At 72.3% G+C, this 24,539-nt stretch carries 20 protein-coding genes; 4 read left to right on the top strand and 16 right to left on the bottom strand.

The window, feature by feature from the left end:
• The 15 genes from IF00_RS0121045 to IF00_RS0120975 all read right to left on the bottom strand — a co-directional run.
• The coding region (locus IF00_RS0121045) for an SCO3242 family prenyltransferase (RefSeq protein WP_030320251.1) at positions 1-701 on the bottom strand (701 nt) is incomplete at its 3' end.
• A complete protein-coding gene (locus tag IF00_RS0121040) occupies positions 698-1,918 on the bottom strand; it encodes an inositol-3-phosphate synthase (RefSeq protein WP_078944791.1) in 1,221 nt (406 codons plus the stop codon). The genes IF00_RS0121040 and IF00_RS0121045, both read right to left, overlap by 4 nt.
• Positions 1,919-2,124: 206 nt before the next feature.
• A complete protein-coding gene (locus IF00_RS0121035; RefSeq protein ID WP_030320243.1) occupies positions 2,125-5,811 on the bottom strand; it encodes a ThuA domain-containing protein in 3,687 nt (1,228 codons plus the stop codon).
• A gap of 245 nt (positions 5,812-6,056) precedes the next feature.
• Complete coding sequence (locus tag IF00_RS0121030; RefSeq protein WP_030320241.1) at positions 6,057-7,061, bottom strand: sugar phosphate isomerase/epimerase family protein; 1,005 nt, start codon at positions 7,059-7,061, stop codon at positions 6,057-6,059.
• 13 nt (positions 7,062-7,074) lie between these two features.
• Entirely contained in the window at positions 7,075-8,349 is a 1,275-nt protein-coding gene (locus IF00_RS0121025) for a Gfo/Idh/MocA family protein (RefSeq protein WP_245234598.1), read from the bottom strand.
• A 125-nt stretch (positions 8,350-8,474) separates the two neighbouring features.
• Positions 8,475-9,521 (bottom strand): substrate-binding domain-containing protein, encoded by a 1,047-nt coding sequence (locus IF00_RS0121020; RefSeq protein WP_030320235.1) that lies wholly within the window; start codon positions 9,519-9,521, stop codon positions 8,475-8,477.
• Between the two features lie 69 nt (positions 9,522-9,590).
• Positions 9,591-10,589, bottom strand: coding sequence for an ABC transporter permease (locus IF00_RS0121015; protein ID WP_030320233.1), 999 nt, complete (start codon positions 10,587-10,589; stop codon positions 9,591-9,593).
• Positions 10,586-12,073, bottom strand: a complete 1,488-nt coding sequence (locus IF00_RS0121010) for a sugar ABC transporter ATP-binding protein (RefSeq protein ID WP_030320232.1) — start codon at positions 12,071-12,073, stop codon at positions 10,586-10,588. Before IF00_RS0121010 ends, IF00_RS0121015 begins: the two co-directional genes overlap by 4 nt.
• 232 nt (positions 12,074-12,305) lie before the next feature.
• Positions 12,306-13,487, bottom strand: a complete 1,182-nt coding sequence (locus tag IF00_RS0121005; protein ID WP_030320230.1) for an ROK family transcriptional regulator — start codon at positions 13,485-13,487, stop codon at positions 12,306-12,308.
• A 155-nt stretch (positions 13,488-13,642) separates the two neighbouring features.
• Positions 13,643-14,320 (bottom strand): class F sortase, encoded by a 678-nt coding sequence (locus IF00_RS0121000; RefSeq protein WP_030320228.1) that lies wholly within the window; start codon positions 14,318-14,320, stop codon positions 13,643-13,645.
• Positions 14,321-14,614: 294 nt separating this feature from the next.
• Positions 14,615-15,172, bottom strand: a complete 558-nt coding sequence (locus tag IF00_RS0120995) for a hypothetical protein (RefSeq protein WP_030320227.1) — start codon at positions 15,170-15,172, stop codon at positions 14,615-14,617.
• A gap of 223 nt (positions 15,173-15,395) precedes the next feature.
• Positions 15,396-16,352, bottom strand: coding sequence for a beta-ketoacyl-ACP synthase III (locus IF00_RS0120990; protein ID WP_030320226.1), 957 nt, complete (start codon positions 16,350-16,352; stop codon positions 15,396-15,398).
• Positions 16,353-16,525: 173 nt separating this feature from the next.
• Entirely contained in the window at positions 16,526-16,909 is a 384-nt protein-coding gene (locus IF00_RS0120985) for a hypothetical protein (RefSeq protein ID WP_030320224.1), read from the bottom strand.
• Positions 16,906-17,508: an isochorismatase family protein gene (locus IF00_RS0120980; RefSeq protein WP_051820531.1), complete on the bottom strand. Its 603-nt coding sequence runs from the start codon at positions 17,506-17,508 to the stop codon at positions 16,906-16,908. Before IF00_RS0120980 ends, IF00_RS0120985 begins: the two co-directional genes overlap by 4 nt.
• Before the next feature lie 25 nt (positions 17,509-17,533).
• Positions 17,534-18,643, bottom strand: a complete 1,110-nt coding sequence (locus IF00_RS0120975) for a bile acid:sodium symporter family protein (RefSeq protein ID WP_051820536.1) — start codon at positions 18,641-18,643, stop codon at positions 17,534-17,536.
• A gap of 143 nt (positions 18,644-18,786) precedes the next feature.
• Here IF00_RS0120975 and IF00_RS0120970 point away from each other — a divergent pair, with 143 nt between their 5' ends.
• The 4 genes from IF00_RS0120970 to IF00_RS0120955 all read left to right on the top strand — a co-directional run bounded on the left by IF00_RS0120970 (position 18,787) and on the right by IF00_RS0120955 (position 23,485).
• Positions 18,787-19,644, top strand: coding sequence for a LysR substrate-binding domain-containing protein (locus IF00_RS0120970; protein WP_030320219.1), 858 nt, complete (start codon positions 18,787-18,789; stop codon positions 19,642-19,644).
• 384 nt (positions 19,645-20,028) lie between these two features.
• Positions 20,029-21,852 carry an AMP-dependent synthetase/ligase gene (locus IF00_RS0120965; RefSeq protein ID WP_030320218.1) on the top strand — a complete coding sequence of 608 codons (1,824 nt, stop codon included), beginning with the start codon at positions 20,029-20,031 and terminating at the stop codon, positions 21,850-21,852.
• A 180-nt stretch (positions 21,853-22,032) separates the two neighbouring features.
• A complete protein-coding gene (locus tag IF00_RS0120960) occupies positions 22,033-22,821 on the top strand; it encodes an aldo/keto reductase (protein WP_167346873.1) in 789 nt (262 codons plus the stop codon).
• Positions 22,822-23,017: 196 nt separating this feature from the next.
• A complete protein-coding gene (locus tag IF00_RS0120955; RefSeq protein ID WP_030320214.1) occupies positions 23,018-23,485 on the top strand; it encodes an RICIN domain-containing protein in 468 nt (155 codons plus the stop codon).
• Positions 23,486-23,516: 31 nt separating this feature from the next.
• Here the strand turns inward: IF00_RS0120955 and IF00_RS0120950 are convergent, their stop codons facing one another.
• Positions 23,517-24,482, bottom strand: coding sequence for a class I SAM-dependent methyltransferase (locus tag IF00_RS0120950; protein ID WP_030320212.1), 966 nt, complete (start codon positions 24,480-24,482; stop codon positions 23,517-23,519).
• Between the last annotated feature and the right edge of the window lie 57 nt (positions 24,483-24,539).

The following is a 24,539-nucleotide window of genomic DNA, read 5'->3' as shown; positions in this document are numbered from 1 at the left end:
GGGGCGGGGGGCCCGGAGGGGGAAGCCACGGTGGTGGTGTCGGGCCGGGTGCCGAGCGCCTCCCCCGACGCCGCCCCGGCCACCGCCAGGGTGACGGCGAGTGCGGCGAGCGGGGTGCGGGTGGAGCCGCCCTGGGTCTCGTGGCGGGAGACGGCGGTGACGGCGTAGGTGTGTGCTCCGAGCAGGACGGCGGACGGCAGGGCGTGGACGGCGCGGCGGTGGGGTCCGACGTTCCGGCTCGTCGAGGCCGTCGCGCCCAGGAGGAGGTCGAGGGCTCGGGCCGTGGCCATGGTGCCGGGGCCCGCCGGGGTGTGTTTCAGGCCGAGGTCGTAGGCCCAGACGGTAGCGGCGAGGGCGGTGGCGACGACGAGGGGCGGGCGGCCGGCGCGGGAGGCCAGTGCCAGGCCCGCCGCTGTCAGGGCCGCCGAGGCCGCGAGGGCGGCGCTCGGGGCGATGCGGCCGGAGGGCAGGGGGCGGTGAGGGCGTTCGGCGGCGTCCTCGGCCCGGTCGGCCCAGTCGTTGAGGGCCATTCCCGCCTCGTACAGGCAGAGCGACGCGCCGATCGCGCAGAGCGTGCCCCGGCCGGGGCGCACTCCGGCCGCCGCCGCGCCCGCGAGGGCGTCCCCGGGCACCGAGAACAGTGCCGATACGCGGAGGAGTTCCGCCCAGGCCTGTGTCCGGCCGGTACGCCGCCGGGTCATCGGCCCGTCCCCGTCCCCGCGTCCTCCGTACCGGTGTCCCCCGTATCCGCTGTCTCCGCCCCCGCGTCCCGCGGATCCGTCGCGCCCGTGCCCGTATCGCCGGTGCCCGGGCGGTCGCCCAGGGTGCGGCCGAAGGTCAGCAGGCGGTCGTACTGATCCGCCAGTGAGGCCGGTGGGGTGCCTTCGGGGTCCTTGAAGTAGAAGGCGAGGTCCTCCAACGGCCCCGTGAGGCCCTTCTCGTGGGCGCGGGCCGTGAGGCGTGCCAGGTCGAGGACGAGGGGGGCCGCGAGGGCCGAGTCGCAGCCCTGCCAGAGGGTCTGGAGGATCATGCGGGTGCCGAGGAAGCCGTCGAAGGCGATGTGGTCCCAGGCGGTCTTCCACTCCCCCATCGCGGGGACGTCGTCGATGTGGACCTGGCCTTCGACGCCGGGGCCGAGGGTGTCGGTGAGGACGCGTTCCTTCCCGGCGTTCTTGGCGGCCGCGGCGGCCGGGTCGGCGAGGGCGGCTCCGTCGCCGCCGCCGAGGAGGTTGCTGCCGGACCAGGCGCGTACGGTCAGGGCGCGCTGGCGGAACATCGGGGCGAGTACGGCGCGGAGCAGGGTCTGGCCGGTCTTGCCGTCGCGGCCCGCGTGCGGCAGCCGGCTCGCGGCGAGCGGGGCGGCGAGGGCGGGGTGGCGCAGGCCGGTGGACGGGGTGAAGTTGATGTACGGGCATCCGGCGCGCAGTGCGGCGGCGGCGTACAGGGTGCTGGGTGGGAGCCCGACGCCCCCCGACGCCGGCTCCGTGGATGCCACATTGACGACCACGACGCGGTCCAGGCCAATGCGTCGGCGGAAGTCCGTCAGGTCGTGGGTGAAGGCGGTGATGAGTTGTTCGTCGGTGCGGGTGTCGCCGGGGGCGGGGCCGCCGGGGCGGATCTCGCGGTCGGCGGCCTCGAGCTCGCGGGTGACGGCCCTGGTGAGGCCGTACGGGAGGACTCCGGCGGTGGTGAGTTGTTCGGCGCGCTTGGGGAGCGGGCAGTCGGTGGTGTCGTGTCCGCCGAAGACGAGGGAGGCGAGTGGGGGCAGGCCGGCGTCGGCGAGTCCGGGGGTTTCGGTGGCCATGCCGGTGGGTGGGTGGAGTCCGGCGACGAGTGCGGCGCAGCCGGCCATGGTGGTGGTGGCGACGGAGCCTCTCGCGCCTATGAGCCAGATTCCGGTGCGGGGTGCGTGGGTCATGGCGTCGGCCTCCCTGCTCGTCCAGCGGAATGAGGGGTGGGGGTGGTGACGGTGGGCGGGGGGTACGGCGCCGCCCCGCCCACCGTCGTCCGGGGCTCCCGTCAGCTGGGTGCGGGAGCCGGTCGGGGCGCTCCCGTCAAGCAGGTGCGGGAGCCGGTCGGGTGGCTCTCGTCAGCTGGGTGCGGGAGCCGGTCGGGGGAGGTCCGTCAGGAGGGGAGTTCTTTGAGGCGGATGTCGCGGAAGGCGGCCTGGTCCGTGGCTCCGTGGTTCTGGATGCCGATGTGGCCGCTGGTGAGGCTGCGGGCGGGGTCGGTGTTGGTGAAGTCGTTGATCTTGATGCCGTTGAGGAAGACCTGGAGGCGTTCGCCCTGGACGCGGATTTCGTAGGTGTTCCACTGGCCGGGGGGACGGAGGGCCAGGTCGCGGGCCTTGAGGTTGGCGGACTTGAAGCCGTAGACGGCTCCGGTGGTGCGGTCGGCGGCGTCGGTGGCGTCGATCTGGATCTCGTAGCCGTTGTTCACGGCGGACCAGGGGTCGTCGCCGGCGGGGAAGCCGACGAAGATGCCGGAGTTGGAGTCGCCGGTGAGTTTCCAGTCGAGGGTGAGGGAGTAGGACCGGAGTTCCTTTGCCTGGTACCAGAGCATGCCCATGCCGCCGGTGGAGTGGAGTTCGCGGTTCGTGATGTCGAAGCCGCCGGGTCCGGCCTGCTTCCAGCCTTCGCGGGTCTCGCCGTTGAAGAGGTCGCGGTAGCCGGTCTGGGGCCGGCAGTCGGCCGTGACCTGGCCGGTGGCGTAGCGGAGGCCGCCCAGCAGGTGTTGGCGGAAGGCGGGTTCGGTGTACGACTCCTTGGTGTGGCCGCCTCCGGTGTAGAAGGAGCGGCCGCCGCTGTAGGTCTGGCACCAGGCGATGGGGTGGTCGCCCTTCATGGTGCCGCCCTGGTAGGTGGTCTCGTCGAGGGTGGCGAGGACGCGTGCCTGGCCGCGGGGGTTGGTGCGGTAGTTGTACCACTCGTCGGTGCGCTGCCAGGGGCCGTCGAGGTGGGCGGTGGCGGGGTGGGTGTGGTCTTCGGCGCGGACGGTGGCGGGCTGGATCTGGGGGTGGGACTGGAAGTAGGCGCCGACGAGTCCGCCGTAGAAGCTCCAGTCGTATTCGGTGTCGGCGGCGGCGTGGATGCCCATGTAGCCGCCGCCGGTGGAGACGTAGTTCTCGAAGGCCTTCTGCTGGTCGGCGTCGAGGACGTCGCCGGTGGTGGAGAGGAAGACGACGGCGTCGTAGCGGGCGAGGTTGCTGGTGGTGAACTGGCGTGGTTCTTCGGTGCTGTCGATGACGATGTCGCTGTCGGCGCCGAGTTCCTTGAGGGCGGTGATGCCGGTGCCGATGGAGTCGTGGCGGAAGCCGGCGGTCTTGGAGAAGACGAGGACGCGTTTGGCGTTGCGGTCGGCCGGGGTGCTGGAGAACGTGAAGTCGTCGAGGTCGTAGAGGGCGCCGGTGCCGCCCTTGAAGACGAGGAAGAGTTCGGTGGTCTTGCGGGGCAGGTTCCGCAGGGGTACGTCGATGTCCTGGAAGGTCTCCCAGCTTCCGGTGACGGGGACGGGTGCGGAGCCGTGGAGGGGGCCGGTGGGTGAGCCGGTGCGGACTTCGAGGAAGCCGCCGTTGCCGCCGGAGGAGATGCGGGCGGTGAGCTTGGTGGCTCCGGTGACGTTGTAGGGCTTGAAGGAGATCCAGTCGCGGTCGTGGATGTCGCCGACGGTGCGTCCGCCGTTGGCCTGGGTCTTGTCGAAGAGGTTGACGCCGTTCTGGGCGTCGAAGTGCTCGGCCTGGCGGTGGCGGGGCTGGAGTTTGGCCTGGTCGTGGGTGGTGAGGGCGGCCTGGCCGCCGGCTCCGCCGTCGGTGTACTCGGCGTCGAAGACGGCGAAGATGTTGGCGTCGTCGTCGTGGCCGCCGTCTGCGGAGGTCTTGATGGTGCCGGTGCAGCCGTTGGCGGTGGTGACGGGGTGGCCGTGGCTGTCGTGGCCGAGGACGTAGGTGACCTTGACCTTGGTGCAGTCGATGGTGCCGTCTTCGGGGTCGGTGACCGTGACCTTGAAGGGGATGTCGTCGCCGAAGGAGAAGAGGGCGCCTTCGGCGGGGAGTTCGAGGGTGACCTTGGGGGCGGTGTTGCCGACGACGATGTGGACGGAGGCGGAGCCGGTGCGGCCGCTCGCGTCCTTCGCCGTCACGGTCGCCGTGTAGGTGCCGTTCTTGCGGTAGGTGTAGGTGGGGTTGGCGGTCGTGGAGGTGCCGCCGTCGCCGAAGTCCCAGGTGTAGGTGAGGGCGTCGCCGTCTCCGTCGGTGGTGCCTGCGGAGGAGAAGGCGACCTTGAGGGGGGCGGTGCCTGAGGTCTTGTTGACGCTTGCCTCGGCGACCGGGGAGCGTCCGCCGGTGGCGTTCTCGATGCGGTAGAGGCCGGAGTTGTGGTCGCCGCCGAACCAGGCGGTGCCGTAGTCGAGGACGTAGAGGGCTCCGTCGGGGCCGAAGGCCATGTCCATGATCTGGGTGCCGGTCCAGGGGACGTCGTTGATGGAGGCGACGGTGCCGTTGGTGTCCTGGTCGATGCGCTTGATCCAGCGGCGGCCGAATTCTCCGGCGAAGAAGTCGCCGTCGTACGCCTCGGGGAACTTCACCGGGGACGTGTTGGCGGGGTCGTAGCGGTAGACGGGGCCGCCCATGGGTGATTCGGATCCGCTGCCGAATTCGGGTACGGAGCCGCCGTTGTAGGGGATCCAGGCGGGTTCGGCGGGCGGGAGGTCGACGAGTCCGGTGTTGTACGGGGAGTCGTTCTTGAGGGCGGCGCAGTCGTAGGTGGCGCCGGAGGTCTTGGTGGCGAAGTCGTAGTCGACGTAGGGGTCGTTGTTGCCGGTGCAGAAGGGCCAGCCGAAGTTGCCGGGCTTGGTGAGGCGGGCGAACTCGACCTGTCCGGCGGGGCCTCGCTTGGGGTCGGCGGCGCCGGCGTCGGGTCCGTAGTCGCCGACGTAGAGGATGCCGGTGGCCTTGTCGACGCTGAAGCGGAAGGGGTTGCGGAAGCCCATGGCGTAGATCTCGGGCCGGGTCTTGGCGGTGCCGGGGGCGAAGAGGTTGCCTTGGGGGACGGTGTAGGTGCCGTCGTCGGCGACCTTGATGCGGAGGATCTTGCCGCGGAGGTCGTTGGTGTTGCCGGAGGTGCGGCGGGCGTCGAAGGCGGGGTTGCGGCCGGGGCGTTCGTCGATGGGGGTGTAGCCGTCGGAGGCGAAGGGGTTGGAGTCGTCGCCGGTCGAGAGGTAGAGGTTGCCTTGGGCGTCGAAGTCGATGTCGCCGCCGACGTGGCAGCAGATCCCGCGGGTGGCGGGGATGTCGATGACCTTCTTCTCGCTGGCGTTGTCGAGGGTGCCGTCGGCTCTCAGGGTGAAGCGGGAGAGGCGGTTGACGCCGTCGTACGTCGCGAAGTCGGCGGCGGTTCCGTTCTCGGGGGCGTCGCCGGCGGGGGTGTCGAGGGGTGGGGCGTAGTAGAGGTAGACGGCCTTGTTCTGGGCGAAGTTCGGGTCGAGGCCGATGCCCTGGAGGCCTTCCTCGTCGTGGTTGTAGACGGGGACGGTGCCGATGACGGTGGTGTTGCCGGCGGCGTCGGTGCGGCGGAGTTCGCCGTTGCGGGAGGTGTGGAGGACGCTGCGGTCCGGGAGTACGGCGAGGGACATGGGTTCGCCGACTTCCTCGCCGCCCTTGGCGAGGGTGATCTGCTGGAATTCCTCGGCGGCCGCGGTGGCGGTTGCGGCGGGGGCGTCGGGTTCGGCGGCGAGGCCCTGGGGGGCGCCGAGGGCGAGCAGTCCGATGGTGAGTAGGGCGAGCGACTTCCTGGGGCGGAGTCGTTTTCTGTGCACGGGTGTCCTCCGGAGTCGGGCCGGGTGTGCGGGTTGTCCGGGGACCGGCGTGCGCCGTCACGCTGGTCACATCACGCTGTTACGCCATGTACACATCAAGGACCGTAGCCGGGTTCGTCCACCACGGAAAGCCCTTGTGCAGCAGTGCGGTCGAACTTTTCCCCGCGAGAGGACAAAGACTCTCGCGGGCAGCGCGGACCGGCCCGGCGACACCTCGCCGCCAGGCGCGGACCTGCGCTTTCACCTCAGTCGGCGCTCCCGAAGGCCGCGTCGAAGGAGGCCGCCGGAGGGTCGAAGTCGTATCGCTTGAGGAAGGACAGCGCCTCGGGGGCGCCGGTCAGCCGGTCCATGCCGGCGTCCTCCCACTCCACGGAGACGGGCCCGGCGTAGCCGATGGACCGGAGCATCCGGAAGACGTCCTCCCAGGGCACGTCCCCGTGTCCCGCGGAGACGAAGTCCCAGCCGCGCCGGGGGTCGCCCCAGGGCAGATGGGAGCCGAGCCGGCCGTTCCTGCCGTCGAGCCGCTTGCGGGCCTCCTTGCAGTCCACGTGGTAGATCCGGTCGCGGAAGTCCCACAGGAAGCCGACGGGGTCGAGGTCCTGCCACACGAAGTGGCTGGGGTCGAAGTTGAGCCCGAAGGCGGGCCGCCGGTCGACTGCGTCCAGGGCCCGCTGGGTGGTCCAGTAGTCGTAGGCGATCTCGCTGGGGTGGACCTCGTGGGCGAAGCGGACCCCCTCGGCGTCGAAGACGTCGAGGATCGGGTTCCACCGTTGCGCGAAGTCCTCGAAGCCTCGCTCGACCATGCGCTCGGGGACCGGCGGGAACATCGCCACCAGATGCCAGATGGAGGAGCCGGTGAAGCCGATGACGGTGTCGACGCCGAGCGCGGCCGCGGCCCGCGCCGTGTCGGCGAGCTCGCGGGCGGCCCGCTGCCGCACGCCTTCGGCGTCGCCGTCGCCCCAGATCCGGGCGGGCACGATCGCCTGGTGGCGCTCGTCGATGGGGTGGTCGCACACGGCCTGTCCCACCAGGTGGTTGGAGATCGCCCAGCACTTCAGGCCGTACGCTTCCAGCAGTTCGCGCCTGCCCTTGGCGTAGGCCGGGTCGGCGAGGGCCTTGTCGACCTCGAAGTGGTCGCCCCAGCAGGCGAGTTCGAGGCCGTCGTAGCCGAAGTCGCGGGCGAGCCGACAGACCTCCTCCAGGGGCAGGTCGGCCCACTGGCCGGTGAAGAGCGTGAAGGGTCGTGGCACGGTCGGGCGCCTCCTAGCTCGGTACGGATGTGTCGGCGGGCGTGACGGCGGGCGGGCCGGCGGATCCGCCGGCAGAGGGGTGGACCGGGATGCCGACCGGGGTGTAGACCGCGTTGTTCCCGGCGCTCTCCTCCACCGCGGCCAGGACCCGCTGGACCTGGAGGCCGTCGGCGAAGGAGGGCGCCGGGGCGATGCCGCTCGCGACGGCGTGGACCAGGTCGCGGGCCTGGTGGGCGAAGGTGTGCTCGTAGCCGAGCGCGTGCCCCGGTGGCCACCAGCCCTCCAGGTACGGGTGGTCGGGTTCGGTCACGAGGATGCGGCGGAAGCCCGCCGAGACCGCCGGTTCGGTGTGGTCGTGGAAGGACAGTTCGTTGAGCCGCTCCAGGTCGAAGGCGAGCGAGCCGTGCTCCCCGTTGAGTTCGAGCCGCAGCGCGTTCTTGCGGCCCGAGGCCATCCGGGTGGCCTCGAAGGAGGCGAGCGCGCCGGAGGCGAGCCGCCCGGTGAACAGGGCCGCGTCGTCGACGGTGACCTGTCCGTACGCCTCCGATCCCGCTCCCCCGGCGAGACCGCCCGCGGCGACGCCCGCGAGCAGCGGACGCTTGCGTACGAAGGTCTCCGTGAGCGCCGAGACGCCGACGAGCGGCTCCCCCGCCAGGAACTGGGCGAGGTCGACGGCGTGCGCCCCCAGGTCTCCGAGCGCGCCGGACCCGGCGTGTTCGCGTTCCAGGCGCCAGGTGAGCGGGAAGGCGGGGTCGACGAGCCAGTCCTGGAGGTAGGTGACGCGGACGTGCCGGAGGGTTCCGAGCCGGCCGTCCGCGATGAGCTGTCGGGCGTACGAAAGGGCGGGAACCCGGCGGTAGTTGAAGCCGACCATGGCGATCTGGCCCCGGGCGGCAGCGGCTTCGGCGGCCGCGACCATGGTCTCGGCCTCGGCGACCGAGTTGGCGAGGGGTTTCTCGCACAGTACGTGCTTGCCGGCCTCCAGGGCGGCGACGGCGATCTCCGCATGGCTGTCGCCCGGGGTGCAGACGTCGACGAGCTGGACGTCGTCGCGGGCGATCAGGGCGCGCCAGTCGGTTTCGGCGGCGGCCCAGCCGTGCCGTCGGGCGGCGGCCCGGACGGCGGTGGCGTCACGGCCCGCGACGGCGGCGAGGACGGGTCGCAGCGGCAGGTCGAAGACGCGGCCCGCGGTGCGCCAGCCCTGGGAGTGGGCGGCTCCCATGAACGCGTAGCCGACCATGCCGATGCCGAGCGCCGGCGGTGCGGCGCCGCTCTCCGTCTGTTCCATACGGTTCCTCCGTTTCGTGGTGCGGCGAGTTACTGCTCCCCGGGGGCGGTCGGGCCGCCGGGGACCGGTCCGGCCGGACCGCCCCGTGCGGGCCGCCGGGTGCGGGCGGCCCGGGTGCGGGCCGGTCAGCTGAATCCGGTGGGCAGGTACTCGTCGACGTTCTCCTTGGTGACGACGGCCGAGTAGAGGGTGATCGAGGCGGGGATCTCCAGCTCGGACATGCCGCCGACACCCTTCTTCTGGCCGAGGGCGCGGGCGAGGTCGATCGCGGAGGCGGCCATCGTCGGCGGGTAGAGGACGGTGGCCTTCAGGACTCCGGTGTCGGCCTTGATGGCGTCCATGGCGGACTTGGCGCCGGCGCCGCCGACCATGAGGAAGTCCTTGCGGCCGGCCTGGGCGACGGCCCGCAGCGCGCCGACGCCCTGGTCGTCGTCGTGGTTCCACAGGGCGTCGAACTTCGACTGTGCCTGGAGGAGTTGGGCCATCTTGGCCTGCCCCGACTCGACGGTGAAGTCGGCGGCCTGGCGGGCGACCTTGCGGATGTTGGGGTAGTTCTTGAGGGCGTCGTCGAAGCCCTGGGTGCGCTGCTTGGTGAGTTCGAGGCTGTCCATGCCGGCGAGTTCGACGACGGTGGCGTTCGGCTTGTCCTTGAGCTGTTCGCCGATGAAGTTGCCGGCGTTGAGGCCCATGCCGTAGTTGTCGCCGCCGATCCAGCAGCGGTAGGCCTGCGGGGAGGCGAAGATCCGGTCGAGGTTGATGACGGGGATGCCGGCCTTCATGGCCTGGAGGCCGATCTGGGTGAGGGCCTTGCCGTCGGCGGGGAGGATGACGAGGACGTCGACCTTCTTGTTGATGAGGGTCTGGACCTGGCCGATCTGGGTGGCGGTGTCGTTGGAGCCCTCGGTGATCTCCAGGGTGACGTCGGAGTACGTCTTCGCGCGCCGCTCGGCGTTGTCGTTGATGGCGTTGAGCCAGCCGTGGTCGGCCTGCGGGCCGGCGAAACCGATGGTGACGGGGGTGCCGGGCTTGTCGTCGGCGGCCGGTGCGGCGCTCCCGGCGGGCGCTGCGTCCTTGGCGTCTTTCGGCTCGTTGCTCGTACAGGCCGTGAGCAGGGCGCCGGCGGAGACGGCCGCGCCGCCGAGGAGAAGGTGTCTGCGGCTGGTTTCGGGCATGGCGGTGGATCCCTTCCGAGCGGGTGGTGGTGAAGGGGGTGGTGAGGGGGCGGTTCGGCGAGTGTCCGGTCAGGTTCCGTCGCGGACCGTGCGGCGCTGGAGCAGGACGGCGGCGACGATGATCGCGCCCTTGGCGATCTGCTGGACGTCGCTCTGCAGGTTGTTGAGCGCGAAGATGTTGGTGATCGTCGTGAAGACGAGGACGCCGAGGACGGAGCCGACGATGGTGCCCCGGCCGCCGCTGAGGAGGGTGCCGCCGATGATGGCCGCGGCGATGGCGTCGAGTTCGTACAGATTGCCGTTGGTGTTCTGGCCGGAGCCGGCGAGCACGACGAGCAGGAAGGCGGCGATGCCGCAGCACAGTCCGGAGAGCAGGTAGAGGAAGAGCCGCTGGCGGCGTACGTCGATGCCGGCGAGGCGGGCGGCCTCAGGGTTGCCGCCGACGGCGATGGTGCGGCGGCCGAAAGTGGTCCGGTTGAGGAGCAGCCAGCCGGCGACAGTGACGGCCGCGAAGACGAGCACGAGAGGCGGGATGCCGAGGACGTAGGCGTCGGGAAGGCCGAGGTCGAGGACGGACGGGACGGTGACGATCTGCGTCTTGCCGTCGGTGATCTGGAGGGCGAGGCCTCGGGCCGAGGCCAGCATGGCGAGGGTCGCGATGAACGGGACCATGCCGCCGTACGCGACGAGGACGCCGTTCACGAGGCCGCAGCCGAGTCCGACGGCGACGGCCGTGAAGAGGATGCCGGCGAAGCCGAACTCCTGGGTGGCCAGGGTCGTGGCCCATACGGAGGCGAGGGCGACGATCGCGCCGACGGAGAGGTCGATGCCGCCGCTGGTGATGACGAACGTCATGCCGACGGTGACGACGCCGATCACGGAGGCCTGCGTGAGGACGAGCTGGAGGTTGGAGGTGGCGAGGAACTCGGCAGGCCGGGTGAGGCCGCCGACGACGATCAGTACGGCGAGCACTCCGAGGAGCGACAGGTTGCGGACGTCGGCCCTGAGGCCGAGGGTGCGCCAACGGCTCTCCTGGGGCGGCGCCTTGGCCGGGGTGGTGAGCGTCATACCGCAGGGCTCCCTTCCATCACGAGGTCGAGTACGCGGTGTTCGTCGAGGTCACGGGCGGGCGCCTGGTGGACGACCCGGCCCTCTCGGAGGACCAGGACGCGGTCGGCGAGGCCGAGGACCTCGGGGACCTCACTGGAGACGAGGAGGACGGCGAGGCCGTCGTCGGCGAGGCCTCGGATGACCGCGTACAGCTCGGCGCGGGCGCCGACGTCGACGCCCCGGGTGGGTTCGTCGAGGAGGAGGACGCGGCAGCCCCGCAGGAGCCAGCGGGCGAGGACGGCCTTCTGCTGGTTGCCGCCGGACAGGGTGCGGACCGGGGCGTCGGGGAGGTCGGGCCGCAGCGACAGGGTGCGGGTGGCGGTCCTGGCGGTCTCTCGTTCGGCCGTGCGGTCGATCCAGCCGGCCCGGGAGAAGCGGGCGAGGGAGGAGACGGAGACGTTGCGGGTGACGGATTCGAGGAGGAGGAGGCCCTGCGCCTTGCGTTCCTCGGGGGCGAGGCCGAGTCCGGCGGCGACGGCGGCGGGGACGCTGCCGGGGCGCAGCCGCCGTCCGTCGACGATCACCCGGCCCGCGGTGGGTTTCCGCGCTCCGTAGACGGTCTCCAGGATCTCGGAGCGGCCGGATCCGACGAGCCCGGCGAGGCCGACGATCTCACCGGGGCGGAGTTCGAGGTCGAGGGCCTCGAACTCCCCTTTTCTCGCGAGTCCCCGGACCCGGAGGACGGGTTCGCCGGTCGGGGGGCGGGTGGGGCGTTCGGGGAAGACGTACGGGACGTCCCGGCCGGTCATGAGGGCGACGACCTCACGGGGCGGGGTGGTCGCGGCGGGCAGTCCCCGGGCGACGGCGCGGCCGTCCTTGAGGACGGTGACGCGGTCGCCGATGCGGCGTATCTCCTCCAGGCGGTGGGAGATGTAGACGACGGCGACGCCGTCGGCGGTGAGGTCCGCGACGATCCGGAAGAGGTTGGCGACCTCGTCGGGGTCGAGGGCGGCGGACGGTTCGTCCATGACGATGAGACGGACGTCGTGGGAGAGGGCGCGGGCCATGGAGACGATCTGCCGCTGTGCGGCGGAGAGTTCGCCGACGCGGCGGGCAGGGTCGATCTCGGGGTGGCCGAGACGTTTCAGGAGGGCGGCGGTGGTCTGCCGTGCCTCGCGGGTGCGGACGAACCCGCCGGTGGTGGGTTCGTGGCCGAGGTGGACGTTCTCGGCGACGGAGAGGCCTTCGACGAGGTCGAGTTCCTGGTAGATGGTGGCGATGCCGAGGCGGACGGCGGCGCTCGGGGAGCGGAGCCGTACGGGTGCGCCGTTCCAGGTGATCCGGCCCTCGTCGGGCTGGTGTGCGCCGGCGAGGACCTTGATGAGGGTGGACTTGCCGGCACCGTTCTGGCCCAGGAGGCAGTGGACCTCCCCGGGCGCGACCTCCAGGTCGACGCCGTCGAGGGCGCGGACGCCGGGGAAGGACTTGGTGATTCCGGACATGGTGAGCAGAGGCGGGTGTTCTTGGGGTTCTTGGAGTTCTTGGGGCATGGCGGAGGTCCCCTCGGCGGGTGCGGGTGGCGCCGGAGCGGGTGGACGTGGGCCCGGTGGTGCGGGCCGGTGGGTGGTGTGCGCCCACCCGTTCCGCCCTGGGGGTCCCCCCGGAGGGAGTCCGGAGGGTGGAACGAATGCCCACACACCACTGGAGAGGGATCCGGCGAGCTCTACGGAGGTGTCACGCCGGGGAGAAGAGGTGGTCGCTGATGAGGCGGGCAGCGCCTGTGACGCCGGCTGTCTGGCCCAGTTCGCCCAGGACGATGGGCAGGTTGCCGGTCGCCAGGGGCAGGGACTGCCGGTAGACCTGGGTGCGGACGCTGGCGAGGAGGTTGTGACCGAGGCCGGTGACACCGCCTCCGATCACCACCAGACCGGGGTTGAAGAAGCTGACGAGTCCGGCGATGACCTGCCCGACCCGGTTTCCGCCCTCACGGATGAGGGCGAGCGAGGTGGCGTCTCCGGCGGCGGCTGCCGCCGCGACGTCGACGGCGGTGAGACCGCCGGCCGCCGCGAGCCGGGCGGCGAGCTCCTCCGACCTGCCGCCGCGCGCCGCGTCCTCGGCGTCGCGGGCCAGGGCGGCGCCGCTGAAGTGGGCCTCCAGGCATCCGTTGTTGCCGCAGGCGCAGGCGCGGCCGTCGGGTTCGACCTGGATGTGTCCGATGTCGCCCGCGCTGCCCGTCGTACCGCGGTAGACCTCTCCGCCGACGACGATGCCGCAGCCGATACCGGTGCCGATCTTGACGCAGAGGAAGTCGCCGACCGAGCGGGCGACGCCGGCGTGCTGCTCCCCCATGGCCATGAGGTTCACGTCGTTGTCGACCATGACGGGGCAGCCGAGTTCCTGGCTGAGTGCCTCCCGTACGGGGAAGCCGTCCCAGCCGGGCATGATCGGCGGTGCGACGGGGACGCCCTCGGGGAAGCGGACGGGTCCGGGGACGCCGATGCCGGCGCCGTCGAAGCCTTCCGCGAGCCCGGTGGAGCGGAGCTTCGCCGCCATCGACAGGGCCTGTTCGAAGACGGCGACGGGGCCCTCTCGGACGTCCATGGGGTGGTTGAGATGCCCGAGCACCTCCAACTCGGCGTTGGTGACGGCGACATCGATGGAGGTGGCGCCGATGTCGATGCCGAGGAAGCGGAGTTCGGGCGCGAGCCGGATGTTGTGCGAGCGCCGGCCGCCCCGGGAGGCGGCGAAGCCGTCGGCGACGACGAGACCGGTCTCCAGGAGCCGGTCGACCTCGACGGCGAGCTTGGAGCGGGAGAGATCGATCTGATCTCCCAGCTGGGCGCGGGAGTTGGGTCCTCCGTCGCGCAGCAGCCTGAGGAGTCGCGCCTGATGCCGGTTGGCAGGTCGTGCCGTCATGCGTCTCACGCGCCCCTCCCTCTCGTACCCGCTCGCCTTCGTGCTTTCGAGGGGAACGTAGCAGCGGCGTACCGCAGTGGGAAGAAGTTGCGCATGAATCCGCCCCGACTTTTTCCCGGTTGGGGACAAAGACGGGATCGGGGGTGGGAGAAGGGTCAGCGGACCTCGGTCAGCCGGGCCGATACCACCACGTTCCCCGCGTAGCCGTTCTCCTCGGTGAACGTGCCGCCGCAGGTGATCAGGCGCAGCTCGGGCACGCCGGCGTCGCCGTAGACCCGCTCGGCGGGGAAGCCCTCCTTGGGGACGACCTCGACCCCGTACACGGTGAAGACGGCGGTCCGGCCGTCGCGGCGCGCGATCTCCACCCGGTGTCCCTTGCGGAGGGCGCCGAGGTCGTAGAAGACGGCCCGGCCGCCGGGGACGTCGACATGGCCGACGACGACGGCGGTGCCGCGCTCGCCGGGGGTGACCGCGCCGGTGAACCAGCCGGCGAGCCGGTTCTCCGCGGGCGGCGGGGCCTCGATCCAGCCGTCGGCGTCGAGCCCGACCTTGGTGATCGGCGCGTCGATCCGGACGGCCTGGACGCGGACGCGGAGCGGGGTCGACGGGGGCAGCGGATCGGGTACGGAGGCGGGGACGAGCGCGGCTTCGGCGGCGCGGGCGCCGTCGGGGGCGGCGGCGGAGAGCGGCTGCGGAGGGCCGTCGGCACGGATCTCGTCCGTACCGCCGCGCACGAGGTGGACGCCGACGAGGAGGACGACGACGACGAGCCCCCACGCGCCGTGGCGCCCCGCACCGTCCGCCCGCGCCCCGCCGCCCGACCGCCCCGTCACGGCGTCCGTCCGGTGCGTCGTGGTGTCCGGCTGCGCCGTCGCGTCCGCACGTCTCTTCGCGTCCGTCCCGTCGCGTCCGACCGCCCCACGCCGTTCTCCTCCTCGCGCCGTGAACGCGCCGACCGCCTGCCGTCCGCGCCGGCTTCGCGCCGCGTCCCGCCCGGCCGGCCGCGCCCTTGATCGCGTACGCGGCGGCGCCCGCGCACGGGCGTCCGCCGGTTGTGGCGCCCCTCCGTCCCGGACCTCGTCACACCGGGGCGGAGGGGCCGTTTCAGGCCCCCCTGGTCCCGGCCGTCAGGCGCGTCCGTCGGTGGCGCGGCGGCGGGTCAGGACGACGGCGGCGCCGAGCGCCCCGACGATGAGCAGCACACCCGTGACCACTTCGGCGACGCCGAGGCCGTCGGTGTCCGCGCCGGCGGCGGTGGCGGTGCCGTAGCCGGCCTTCACGCCCTTGTGCGCTCCGGACGGCGTGCCCTCGTCGTGCCCGGTGGTGTTCCCTCCGGTGCCGCCCTGGGTGATGGTGAGGGTGGCGGTGCCGCGCTCGCCCTTGCAGTCGAAGGTGATCTCGTACTGGGCGCCCGCCTTGGCGTCGACGTCCACGGTGGCGTTGCCCGAACGGCCCTCGTTGAGGGTCACGGTGTCGAACACCCCGGAGGTGACGGTCACCGACGGCACTGCGCAGCCGTCGGACTTCAGCGTCACGGTGCCGCCGGGGGCGACGGTCTCGGGACTGACGGAGAAGCCGAACGACGTGATGTCTTGGTCGTTGTCGCCCGCCAGCGCGGCCGGCGCGACCGTGACCACCACGGCGGCGCTCAGCAGGGCGGCGGAAGCGGCACGTATCACGCGCATGACGGTCCTCCAGATCACGGGAGGGATCGGTCACGGAGCGATTCCGTGCCCGGAATTCGACGACCCTCACCGCGATCGAAGCTAGGTCCGCCACCGGCGCGCCGCCAGGCGGACTCCGCCGAACGGGGCATGACGGCCGGACCTGCGCGCCGCCCCACGACACCCGGGCGCGGACCGGAGCAAGCCGCCCCACGCTGCCGGCGGCCGACCGGAACGTGCCGCCCTACGGCACCCGGACGACCTGGCCCGCGTACGACAGGTTGCCGCCGAACCCGAAGAGGAGGACCGGGGCGCCGGAGGCGAGTTCGCCGCGTTCGACGAGCTTGGCGAGGGCCAGCGGGATGGAGGCGGCCGAGGTGTTGCCGGAGTCGACGACATCGCGGGCGACGATCGCGTTGACGGCGCCGATCTTCGCGGCGAGCGGCTCGATGATCCGCAGGTTGGCCTGGTGCAGGACGACGCCCGCGAGCTCCTCGGGGCCGATGCCGGACCGCTCGCAGGCCTGCCGGGCGAGGGCGGGCAGCTGCTGGGTGGCCCAGCGGTAGACGCTCTGGCCCTCCTGCGCGAAGCGGGGCGGGGTGCCCTCGATCCGGACGGCGTGCCTCATCTCCGGGACCGAGCCCCACAGGACGGGGCCGATGCCGCGCATGTCCCCCGGCGCCTCGTCGTCCACGGCCTCGACGATCGCGGCACCCGCGCCGTCGCCGACGAGGACGCAGGTCGTGCGGTCGGTCCAGTCGGCCACGTCGCTCATCTTGTCGGCGCCGATCACCAGCGCGCGGCGGGATCCGCCGGCCCGTACGGCGTGGTCGGCGGTGGCCAGGGCGTGGGTGAACCCGGCGCAGACCACGTTGAGGTCCATGGTGGCCGGCGAGGTCATGCCGAGGCGGGCGGCGACGCGGGCGGCCGTGTTCGGCGAGCGGTCGATGGCCGTGGAGGTCGCGACGAGGACGAGGTCGATGTCGTCGGGGGTGAGCCCGGCGGTGGCCAGGGCCTTGCCCGCCGCGTGCGCGGCGAGCTCGTCGACGGGTTCGTCGGGCCCCCCGATGTGCCGGGTGCGGATGCCGACCCGGCTGGTGATCCACGCGTCGTCGGTGTCGACCAACTCCGCGAGGTCGTGGTTGGTGAGCACCTTGGCGGGCTGGTAGTGCCCGAGCGCGGCAATGCGAGTGCCCGTCATCCCGGGACCCCCTCGGTGATTCGATCGTCCGGCAGGATTTCCCAGTCTTGCCAGCGACTGATGGGTAACAGGTGACGTAAACCACCAAGATTCACCCGTACCCCTTGGCCGACCATGACAAGGACCCGGGCGCCCCAACGGCCCCACGGCATGGCGTGGGGCCGCGGAAGGGGTCAGTTCTTCGGCGGATCGATCATCTGGAGGGCGAGGGTGGCCGGCGGCGGGGCGATGCCGGGACCGCCGGCGGCCGTCCAGGCGAGGATGTCGTCGAGGGAGTCCTGGTCGAGGGTGAAGGCGACCCAGGCGGCCCGGCCGCCGCGCCGCCGGCCCTCGGTGGAGGGCTGGACGACGACGATGTTGGCCTGGGCGCAGGGGCCGAGGCAGTCGCTCGTACGGACGGCGAGCCGGCCGCCGGAGGCCGCGGCGGCCTCCCGGAGGCGGGCGAGTTGTCCGGCGTGGTCGGTGCCGGGGTTCTTGCGGGCGTCGCCGCAGCAGCAGCCGCGGCAGACGACGAGGGAGCAGGGGCGGGCCCCGTAACGTATCGGGACCGGCGTCACGCGCGGCCGCCGTGGGTGGTCGTGGAGACGGAGCCGTCCGGGGTGGTCACGGAGGCGGAGCCGTCCGGGCCGGTCGTGGCGGCAGGGGCTTCCAGAGTGATCGCGGCCACGGGGGCGACCGTGCCGAGGCGCGGGAAGTCGAGGTCGACGGAGGCGCGGTGTTCGTCGGCGGTGAGCGCGCTCATGGCGTCCTCGGCGAACACGAGGTCGTAGCCGAGGTCTCCGGCGGCGCGGGCGGTGGACTCGACACCGAGGTTGGTGGCGACGCCGCCGAAGACGAGGGTGGTGGCGCCGAACCCGGTGAGGAGTTCGTGGAGTCCGGTGTCCTGGAAGCCGCCGATGGTGCGCTTGACGACGACGGGCTCGCCCTCCCGGACGAGGTCGGCGACGAGCTCGCTGCCGGGCGGCTGGGATGCGACGTTCGGCCGTTCGACCCGGATGTGGACGACGGGCGCGCCTGCGGCCCGGAAGGTGTCGGCGAGCCGGGCGGCGGCGGTGAGGACGTCGGTGCCGGGGCGGGGCGCGAGGGGCAGCGCGACGATGCGTTCCATGAGGTCGACGAGGACGAGCGCGGTGCGGCCGGGATCGAGTGCGGGCATGGGAGCACCGTAGCGGCCTGGATGATCATCCTGGGGTGGTCGTGGGTGTGATCCGGCCTACGGAGGGAGTCGCCGGGGAGGCCACCGGCGTCCCGTCCGTCTCGGGATCCCCCTCCGCGTCACGGGCGCGGCGCTTCGCGATCACCGCGCACACCATCAGCTGCATCTGGTGGAAGAGCATCAGCGGGAGCACGGCGAGCGCGGCCTGGGGGCCGAAGAGGACGCTCGCCATCGGCAGTCCCGCCGCCAGGCTCTTCTTCGAACCGGCGAACTGGATCGCGATCCGGTCCGCCCGGCCGAAGCCGAGACGCCCGGCCCCGTACCAGGTCAGGGCCAGCATCGCCGCGAGCAGGACGGCCTCGACGGCGAGCAGCAGGCCGAGCCGGGCCGGGGTCACCAGGTGCTGGATGCCGGCGACCATGCCCTGGCTGAAGGCGGTGTAGACGACGAGGAGTATCGAGCCCCGGTCGACGTACCCGAGGACCCTCTTGTGGCGGACGAGGAAGCCGCCGACCCAGCGTCGGAGGAATTGTCCGGCGAGGAACGGTACGAGGAGCTGGAGCACGATCTTCATGAGCGCGGAGGCGGAGAGGCCGCCCGCGCTGTTGCCGAGGAGCAGCGCGGCGAGCAGCGGGGTGAGGACGATGCCGGCGAGGGAGGAGAAGGAGCCCGCGCAGATCGCGGCGGGGACGTTGCCGCGGGCGATCGAGGTGAAGGCGATGGAGGACTGGATGGTGGACGGCACCAGGCAGAGGAAGAGGAGGCCGCTGTAGAGCTGGGGGGTGAGCACCGTGGGGACGAGGCCGCGGGCGGCGAGTCCGAGGAGCGGGAAGAGGAGGAAGGTGCTGCCGAGGACGGTGAGGTGGAGCCGCCAGTGCGTGAGGCCGTCGAGGGCCTCGCGGGTGGAGAGCCGGGCCCCGTAGAGGAAGAAGAGGAGGGCCACGGCTCCGGTGGACGCGCCTTCCGCGACGTCGGCGGCGCCGCCGGACGCGGGGAGCAGCGCGGCGAGGCCGACCGTGCCGAGCAGCGCCAGGATGTACCCGTCGACGGGCAGCCAGGACGGCAGCCGGAGGGTGCGGCGCGGCGTACCGGGGCGGCTCCGGCGCGAGGTGGGGGCGGGCGTACGGGCGGTCATGGACTCCACTGCTCTGTGCACGGCGAGGGGGTGTCTCGCGCCTTTCCATCCTGGCCCAGGGCCCGGTGATCGGGAATCCCGTACAGGGCACTGACTGTCATCGCGTTCTGCGATAACCATGCGGGCGGCGTTACGGTCGTCCTGTGTACGAGCCCACCCATCTGCGCACCTTCCTCGCCGTGGCCCAGACGCTGAGCTTCACCCGGGCCGCGGACCGTCTCGGGCTGCGGCAGTCGACCGTCAGCCAGCACGTGCGGCGCCTGGAGGAGGCGACGGGCCGGCCGCTGTTCGCCCGGGACACCCATCGGGTGGCGCTGACCGAGGACGGGGAGGCGATGCTCGGTTTCGCGCGCACGATCCTTCAGGCGCACGAGCGGGCGGCGGCGTACTTCGGCGGGACGCGGCTGCGGGGGCGGCTGCGGTTCGGGGCGTCGGAGGACTTCGTGACGACCCGGCTGCCGGAGATCCTGGAGTCGTTCCGGCGCGAGCACCCGGAGGTCGATCTGGAGCTGACGGTCGAGTTGTCCGGCACGCTCCAGGCCCGGCTGGCCGCGGGCCGGCTGGATCTGATCCTGGCCAAGCGGCGTGGCGGGGAGAGCGAGGGGCGGCTCGTGTGGGAGGACTCCCTGATCTGGATCGGGGCCCCGGGGCTCCGGCTCGATCCCGACCGTCCGGTTCCGCTCATCCTGTACCCGCCGCCGGGGATCACCCGGGCGCGGGCCCTGGAGGCCCTGGAGGCGCAGGGCCGGGCGTGGCGGATCGCGTGTACGAGTTCCAGCCTGAGCGCGAATGTGGCGGCGGCCCGTGCGGGGCTGGGCGTGATGGCGCACACGCGGGGTCTGGTGCCGCCGGGTCTGGTGCCGGTGGCGGGGCTTCCGGAGCTCGGGGACGTCGGTTTCGTGCTGCGTGCGGGGCGCCGGGGCGGGGCGGTGCAGGAGGCGGCGGACGCGCTGGCGGAGGCGATCCTGGCGGGCGGCGACCGGCTGCACCGGCCGGGCTGACCGGGCCGGAGCGGCCCTGTGCGCGCCCGGGCGGGCCGGCCGTACGTGGAGCGGCCCCGCGCCGGGCGGGGACGACCGGGCACGAGGCGGCCCCGCGCGGGAGGCTTGGCGCGTGCAGGTGCCGTGCCTCGTCGGGTGGCGGCCGGTGAGCGGCCCGTACAGATTCCGTGGAGATTCCCGACCGGTGGACGTACCGAGCGGTCGGTAACGCACCCGCAGCACCCGCGACTTGGCTCTGCCACCCATCCTGACCTGTACGAACACGGAATGTCCCGGCTTGATGAAGGCCCTCCCACAGGGCAGTCGGGTGGGGTACCGTCACCCGCGCCGTACGGAGCGCTACAACGAGCTTTTCCAGCCATCGAGCCGTCGAGGAGCAGGTCAGTGCGCGAGTTCACCGTGCCGCCCGTCGAGGCGGCGCCTCAGGTCGGCGGCCTGGCGGACGCCGTGTTCGAGCGTGCCCTGACGGAGCCGGACCGGATCACGTTCGGCCGGAAGGGTCCGGACGGCGAGTGGCGGGACGTGACGGCCGCGCGGTTCCGGGACGAGGTCCTCGGCCTGGCGAAGGGGCTGATCGCGGAGGGTGTGCGGTTCGGCGACCGGGTCGCCGTCATGGCCCGCACCCGCTACGAGTGGACGCTGTTCGACTTCGCGCTGTGGACGCTGGGCGCGCAGCCCGTGCCGATCTATCCGACGTCCTCCGCCGAGCAGGTCTTCTGGATGCTGCACGACTCCGAGGTCACGGCCTGCGTGGTGGAGCACGAGGACCACGCCATGACGATCGGCTCGGTGATCGACCGGCTGCCCCGGCTCCAGCGCCTGTGGCAGCTGGACGCGGGCGCGGTGGCCGAGCTGACGGCCGCCGGGGCGGACATCGAAGAGGACGTCGTGCACCGGCACCGGCGGGCGGTGACCCCGGAGACGGTGGCGACGGTCATCTACACGTCGGGGACGACCGGCCTCCCCAAGGGCTGTGTGATCACCCATTCCAACTTCATGTTCGAGACGGACATGCTGGTGGGCCGCTGGGAGTCGGTGTTCCGTTCCCGGCCGGGCGAGGAGGCGTCGACGCTGCTGTTCCTGCCGCTCGCGCACGTCTTCGGGCGGATGGTGGAGGTCGCGGCGGTCCGGACCGGGGTGAAGCTGGGGCACCAGCCGGTGATGGCGGCGGCGGAGCTGATCCCGGACCTCGCCGCCTTCCGGCCGAGTTTCGTCCTGGCCGTTCCCTACGTCTTCGAGAAGGTCTTCAACGCGGCACGGCGCAAGGCGGAGCGGGAGGGGAAGACCGGCCCGTTCGACAAGGCCGTGGAGGTGGCGGTCGCGTACGCGGAGGCCTTGGAGCACCGGGCCTTCGGCACCGGCCCGGGGCCGTCCGCGGCGCTGCGCGTCCAGCACCAGTTCTTCGAGAGGACCGTGTACGCGAAGGTCCGCGCGGCCCTCGGCGGACGGCTCCGGCACGCGATGTCGGGCGGTTCCGCGATGGACCGCCGGCAGGGCCTGTTCTTCGCGGGTGCGGGGGTCACGGTCTTCGAGGGGTACGGCCTGACGGAGTCCTCGGCCGCCGCGACCGCGAACCCGCCGGAGCGGACGCGGTACGGCACGGTGGGGCAGCCGGTCCCGGGGACGACGGTGCACATCGCGGAGGACGGCGAGGTGTGGCTGCACGGCGGCCAGGTCTTCTCCGGCTACCTCAACGCCCCCGAGGCGACCGCCGCCGTCCTCAACGACGGCTGGCTCGCCACCGGGGACCTGGGTTCCCTCGACGAGGACGGCTATCTGACGATCACCGGGCGCAAGAAGGAGATCCTGGTGACCTCGGGCGGCAAGAGCGTCGCGCCGACGGCCCTCGAGGAGCGGGTGCGGGCGCATCCGCTGATCGCGCAGTGCATCGTCGTCGGCAACGACCGGCCGTACATCGCCGCGCTCGTGACCATCGACCAGGAGGCGGTGGAGCACTGGCTCGCCATGCAGGGGCGGGCGCCGCTCGCGCCGGCGGAGCTCGTCCGCGATCCGTCGCTGGAGACGGAGATCCGGCGCGGGGTGGTGGCGGCGAACACGCTGGTCTCGCAGGCCGAGTCCATCCGCACCTTCCGGATCCTGGCGCACCCGTTCAGCGAGGAGCACGGGCTGCTGACCCCGTCCCTGAAGCTGAAGCGGAAGGCGATCGAGCGGGCGTACGCGGCGGAGGTCGCGGCGCTGTACGGCTGAGCCCTACCCCGGGAGGCGACCCGACGCGGTGAGCAGCCCGAGGCGTGCAGCGGAATGCGAGACGGCCCCGGATCGTTGAAAATGGGAGCAGTCAGGCAGGACCCGCGACGACGTAAGGATCCACTCCACGTGAGCACGGACAGCAAGGTTCCCTCGGTCACCCTGAACAACGGCGTGCGGATGCCGCAGCTGGGCTTCGGTGTCTGGCAGGTGCCGGACGACGAGGCCGCGGCGGCGGTGGCGACCGCCCTGGAGGCCGGCTACCGCTCGATCGACACCGCCGCGATCTACGGCAACGAGGAGGGCACGGGCCGTGCCGTCGCCGCATCCGGGATCGCCCGCGAGGACCTGTTCGTCACCACCAAGGTGTGGAACAGCGAGCAGGGCTTCGACGCGACGCTGAAGGCCTTCGACGTCTCGCTCGACAAGCTGGGTCTCGACTACGTCGACCTGTACCTGATCCACTGGCCGGTCCCCTCGAAGGACGCGTACGTCGACACCTACCGCGCGTTCGAGAAGATCTACGCGGACGGGCGCGCCAAGGCGATCGGCGTCTCGAACTTCCTCCCCGAGCACCTGGAGCGGCTGATCGGCGAGACGTCGGTCGTGCCCGCCGTCAATCAGATCGAGCTCCACCCGCAGCTCTCCCAGCAGGCCTCGCGCGAGGCGCACGCCCGGTACGGGATCGCGACCGAGGCATGGTCGCCGCTCGGCTCGGGCAAGGGACTCCTGGATGTGCCGGCGATCGTCGCGATCGGCCGCAAGCACGGGCGGACCCCGGCCCAGGTCGTGCTGCGCTGGCACCTCCAGCTGGGGAACGTGGTGATCCCGAAGTCGGTCACCCCGTCCCGTATCCGGGAGAACATCGACGTCTTCGGCTTCGAGCTGGACGCCGAGGACCTTCGGGCGATCGCCGCCCTCGACGAGAACCGCCGGCTGGGCCCCAACCCGGCGGAGTTCGGTGCCTGACGGATCGTGTGACGCGCCTGACGGGTCGCGTGACACCGGTCGCGCACCAGCGGTCGCGTGACACCGGTCCCGCACGAGCGGTCGGGTGATGAAGGCGGCGCCGAGGTCCACCGGACCCCGGCGCCGTTGTCGTACCCCCGGCATAGAGTCGACGGCGGACCGTGCAGCAGCGAACGCGAGCGAGGGAGTCGATGCGGTGAGTGGTGGTTCTCCGGTGCCCGTCGAGGAGGGCCTCTACCGGGTGCGGAACGTGGCCAGCGGACTGCTCCTCGAGGTGTACGAGGGGTCGAGCCGCAACGGCGCCCGTGTGCAGCAGGGCACCGAGAACGGCACGCCCGGCCAGCACTGGCACATCACCTCCGTGCCGAACGGCGGCGGGCTCTACCACCTGGTCAACGCGGCCGGCGGCAAGCGGCTCGACGTCGCCAACGCGTCCACGGAGAACGGCGCCACCATCCAGCAGTGGAAGGCGAACAACTTCGGGGCACAGGAGTGGATCATCGAGCAGGACCTCCAGTCGCCCGGCACGGTCGCCCTGGTGAGCTTCATCAGCGGGCTGTTCCTGGAGGTCGCCGACGACTCGGAGGAGGACGGCGGCGACGTACGGCAGTGGGAGGACACCGACTCCCCGTTCCAGTGGTGGCGGTTGGAACCGGTGTCCTGACCCGCCGGGGTACGGCCGGCGGCGGCGGTCCTCAGCCCTTGCGAGCGGTGTGGACCGTGCGGGCCGCGAGGTAGAACAGGTCCGTGCGGTGGTGGAGGGACAGCTCGTCGGCCGGGTCGAGGAGCCGGTCGAGCATCGCGCGGTCGTCCGCGTCGAGCCGGCCGTCGAAGCTGTCACGGACCCGGCCGAAGTGGGTGAGGGCCAGCTCCCGTACGACCGGGGACACCGGCGCGGGAACGTCGGTGAGGAAGGTGCGGGTACCGGCGGGGGTGAGGCCCGCGTCGGCGAGCAGGGTCCGCCAGTCGTCCGGCTCGTCCTTGTGCCCGGGGGTCTCGGCGCGCATCTGGGCGAACCGGTCGGCGTTGGCGGCGTCGAGGCGCGCCTCCAGGCCCGGCCGGCCGAAGCCGACGTGCCAGGGCAGGTGCCGGCTGGGCAGCCCGCCCTCGACGAGGACCATCAGGCCGCCGGGGTTCAGCAGGCCCGCGAACTCGACGAGCGCGGCCCGCTGGTCGCCGATGTGGTGCAGGGAGTTGCCCGCCCAGATCACGTCGGCCTTCCCCAGCTCGGCGATGCCTTCGGGGAGTTCGGCGTGGAGCGTGGAGATCCGGGATCCGAAGCCGCGTTCCACGGCGCGTTCACGGGCGCGGACGAGGAGCTCGGGGCTGCCGTCGACGGCGACCGCCCCGGCCGACGGGAACGCCTCGGCGAGGACGCCGGTGATGACACCGGGGCCGCTGCCGATGTCGAGGACCCGGCGGACGCCCTGCACGGGGGCGAGCGTGCCGAGCCAGGCGGCGGCGTCCGCGTAGGCGGGGCTCTCGATCTCCGCCTGCCGTTCCAGGAGCCCGGCGATCTCGTTCCAGTCGAGAGGGGCTCCGTCGTGGTGGGAACCATGGCTGTGCTTGTGCCCGCCGGTCTGCGGGGTACCGGGAGTGTGCTGGTGACCGTGCCCGTCGCCGTGCGAGTGGCCGTGGTGCGTTGCGGTGTGCTGGCTCATGGGTCCAGCGTGCGTCGAGTCGGCCGCGAGCGCGAGAAGTGTTGCCGTTCCGGCAAG

This window comes from Streptomyces flavochromogenes, from assembly GCF_000717595.1.
GTDB classification, from domain to species: domain Bacteria; phylum Actinomycetota; class Actinomycetes; order Streptomycetales; family Streptomycetaceae; genus Streptomyces; species Streptomyces flavochromogenes.
This window is presented reverse-complemented; position numbering and strand designations above follow the sequence as displayed.

Bases quoted from the DNA above. Each gene is read 5' to 3' on its own strand.
- IF00_RS0121025 (WP_245234598.1), bottom strand. From the start codon at position 8,349: ATGGAACAGACGGAGAGCGGCGCCGCACCGCCGGCGCTCGGCATCGGC.
- IF00_RS0120990 (WP_030320226.1), bottom strand. From the start codon at position 16,352: ATGACGGGCACTCGCATTGCCGCGCTCGGGCACTACCAGCCCGCCAAG.
- IF00_RS0121010 (WP_030320232.1), bottom strand. From the start codon at position 12,073: ATGTCCGGAATCACCAAGTCCTTCCCCGGCGTCCGCGCCCTCGACGGC.
- IF00_RS0120980 (WP_051820531.1), bottom strand. From the start codon at position 17,508: ATGCCCGCACTCGATCCCGGCCGCACCGCGCTCGTCCTCGTCGACCTC.
- IF00_RS0121020 (WP_030320235.1), bottom strand. From the start codon at position 9,521: ATGCCCGAAACCAGCCGCAGACACCTTCTCCTCGGCGGCGCGGCCGTC.
- IF00_RS0121005 (WP_030320230.1), bottom strand. From the start codon at position 13,487: ATGACGGCACGACCTGCCAACCGGCATCAGGCGCGACTCCTCAGGCTG.
- IF00_RS0120950 (WP_030320212.1), bottom strand. From the start codon at position 24,482: ATGAGCCAGCACACCGCAACGCACCACGGCCACTCGCACGGCGACGGG.
- IF00_RS0121040 (WP_078944791.1), bottom strand. From the start codon at position 1,918: ATGACCCACGCACCCCGCACCGGAATCTGGCTCATAGGCGCGAGAGGC.
- IF00_RS0120960 (WP_167346873.1), top strand. From the start codon at position 22,033: ATGCCGCAGCTGGGCTTCGGTGTCTGGCAGGTGCCGGACGACGAGGCC.
- IF00_RS0120995 (WP_030320227.1), bottom strand. From the start codon at position 15,172: ATGCGCGTGATACGTGCCGCTTCCGCCGCCCTGCTGAGCGCCGCCGTG.
- IF00_RS0121015 (WP_030320233.1), bottom strand. From the start codon at position 10,589: ATGACGCTCACCACCCCGGCCAAGGCGCCGCCCCAGGAGAGCCGTTGG.
- IF00_RS0120975 (WP_051820536.1), bottom strand. From the start codon at position 18,643: ATGACCGCCCGTACGCCCGCCCCCACCTCGCGCCGGAGCCGCCCCGGT.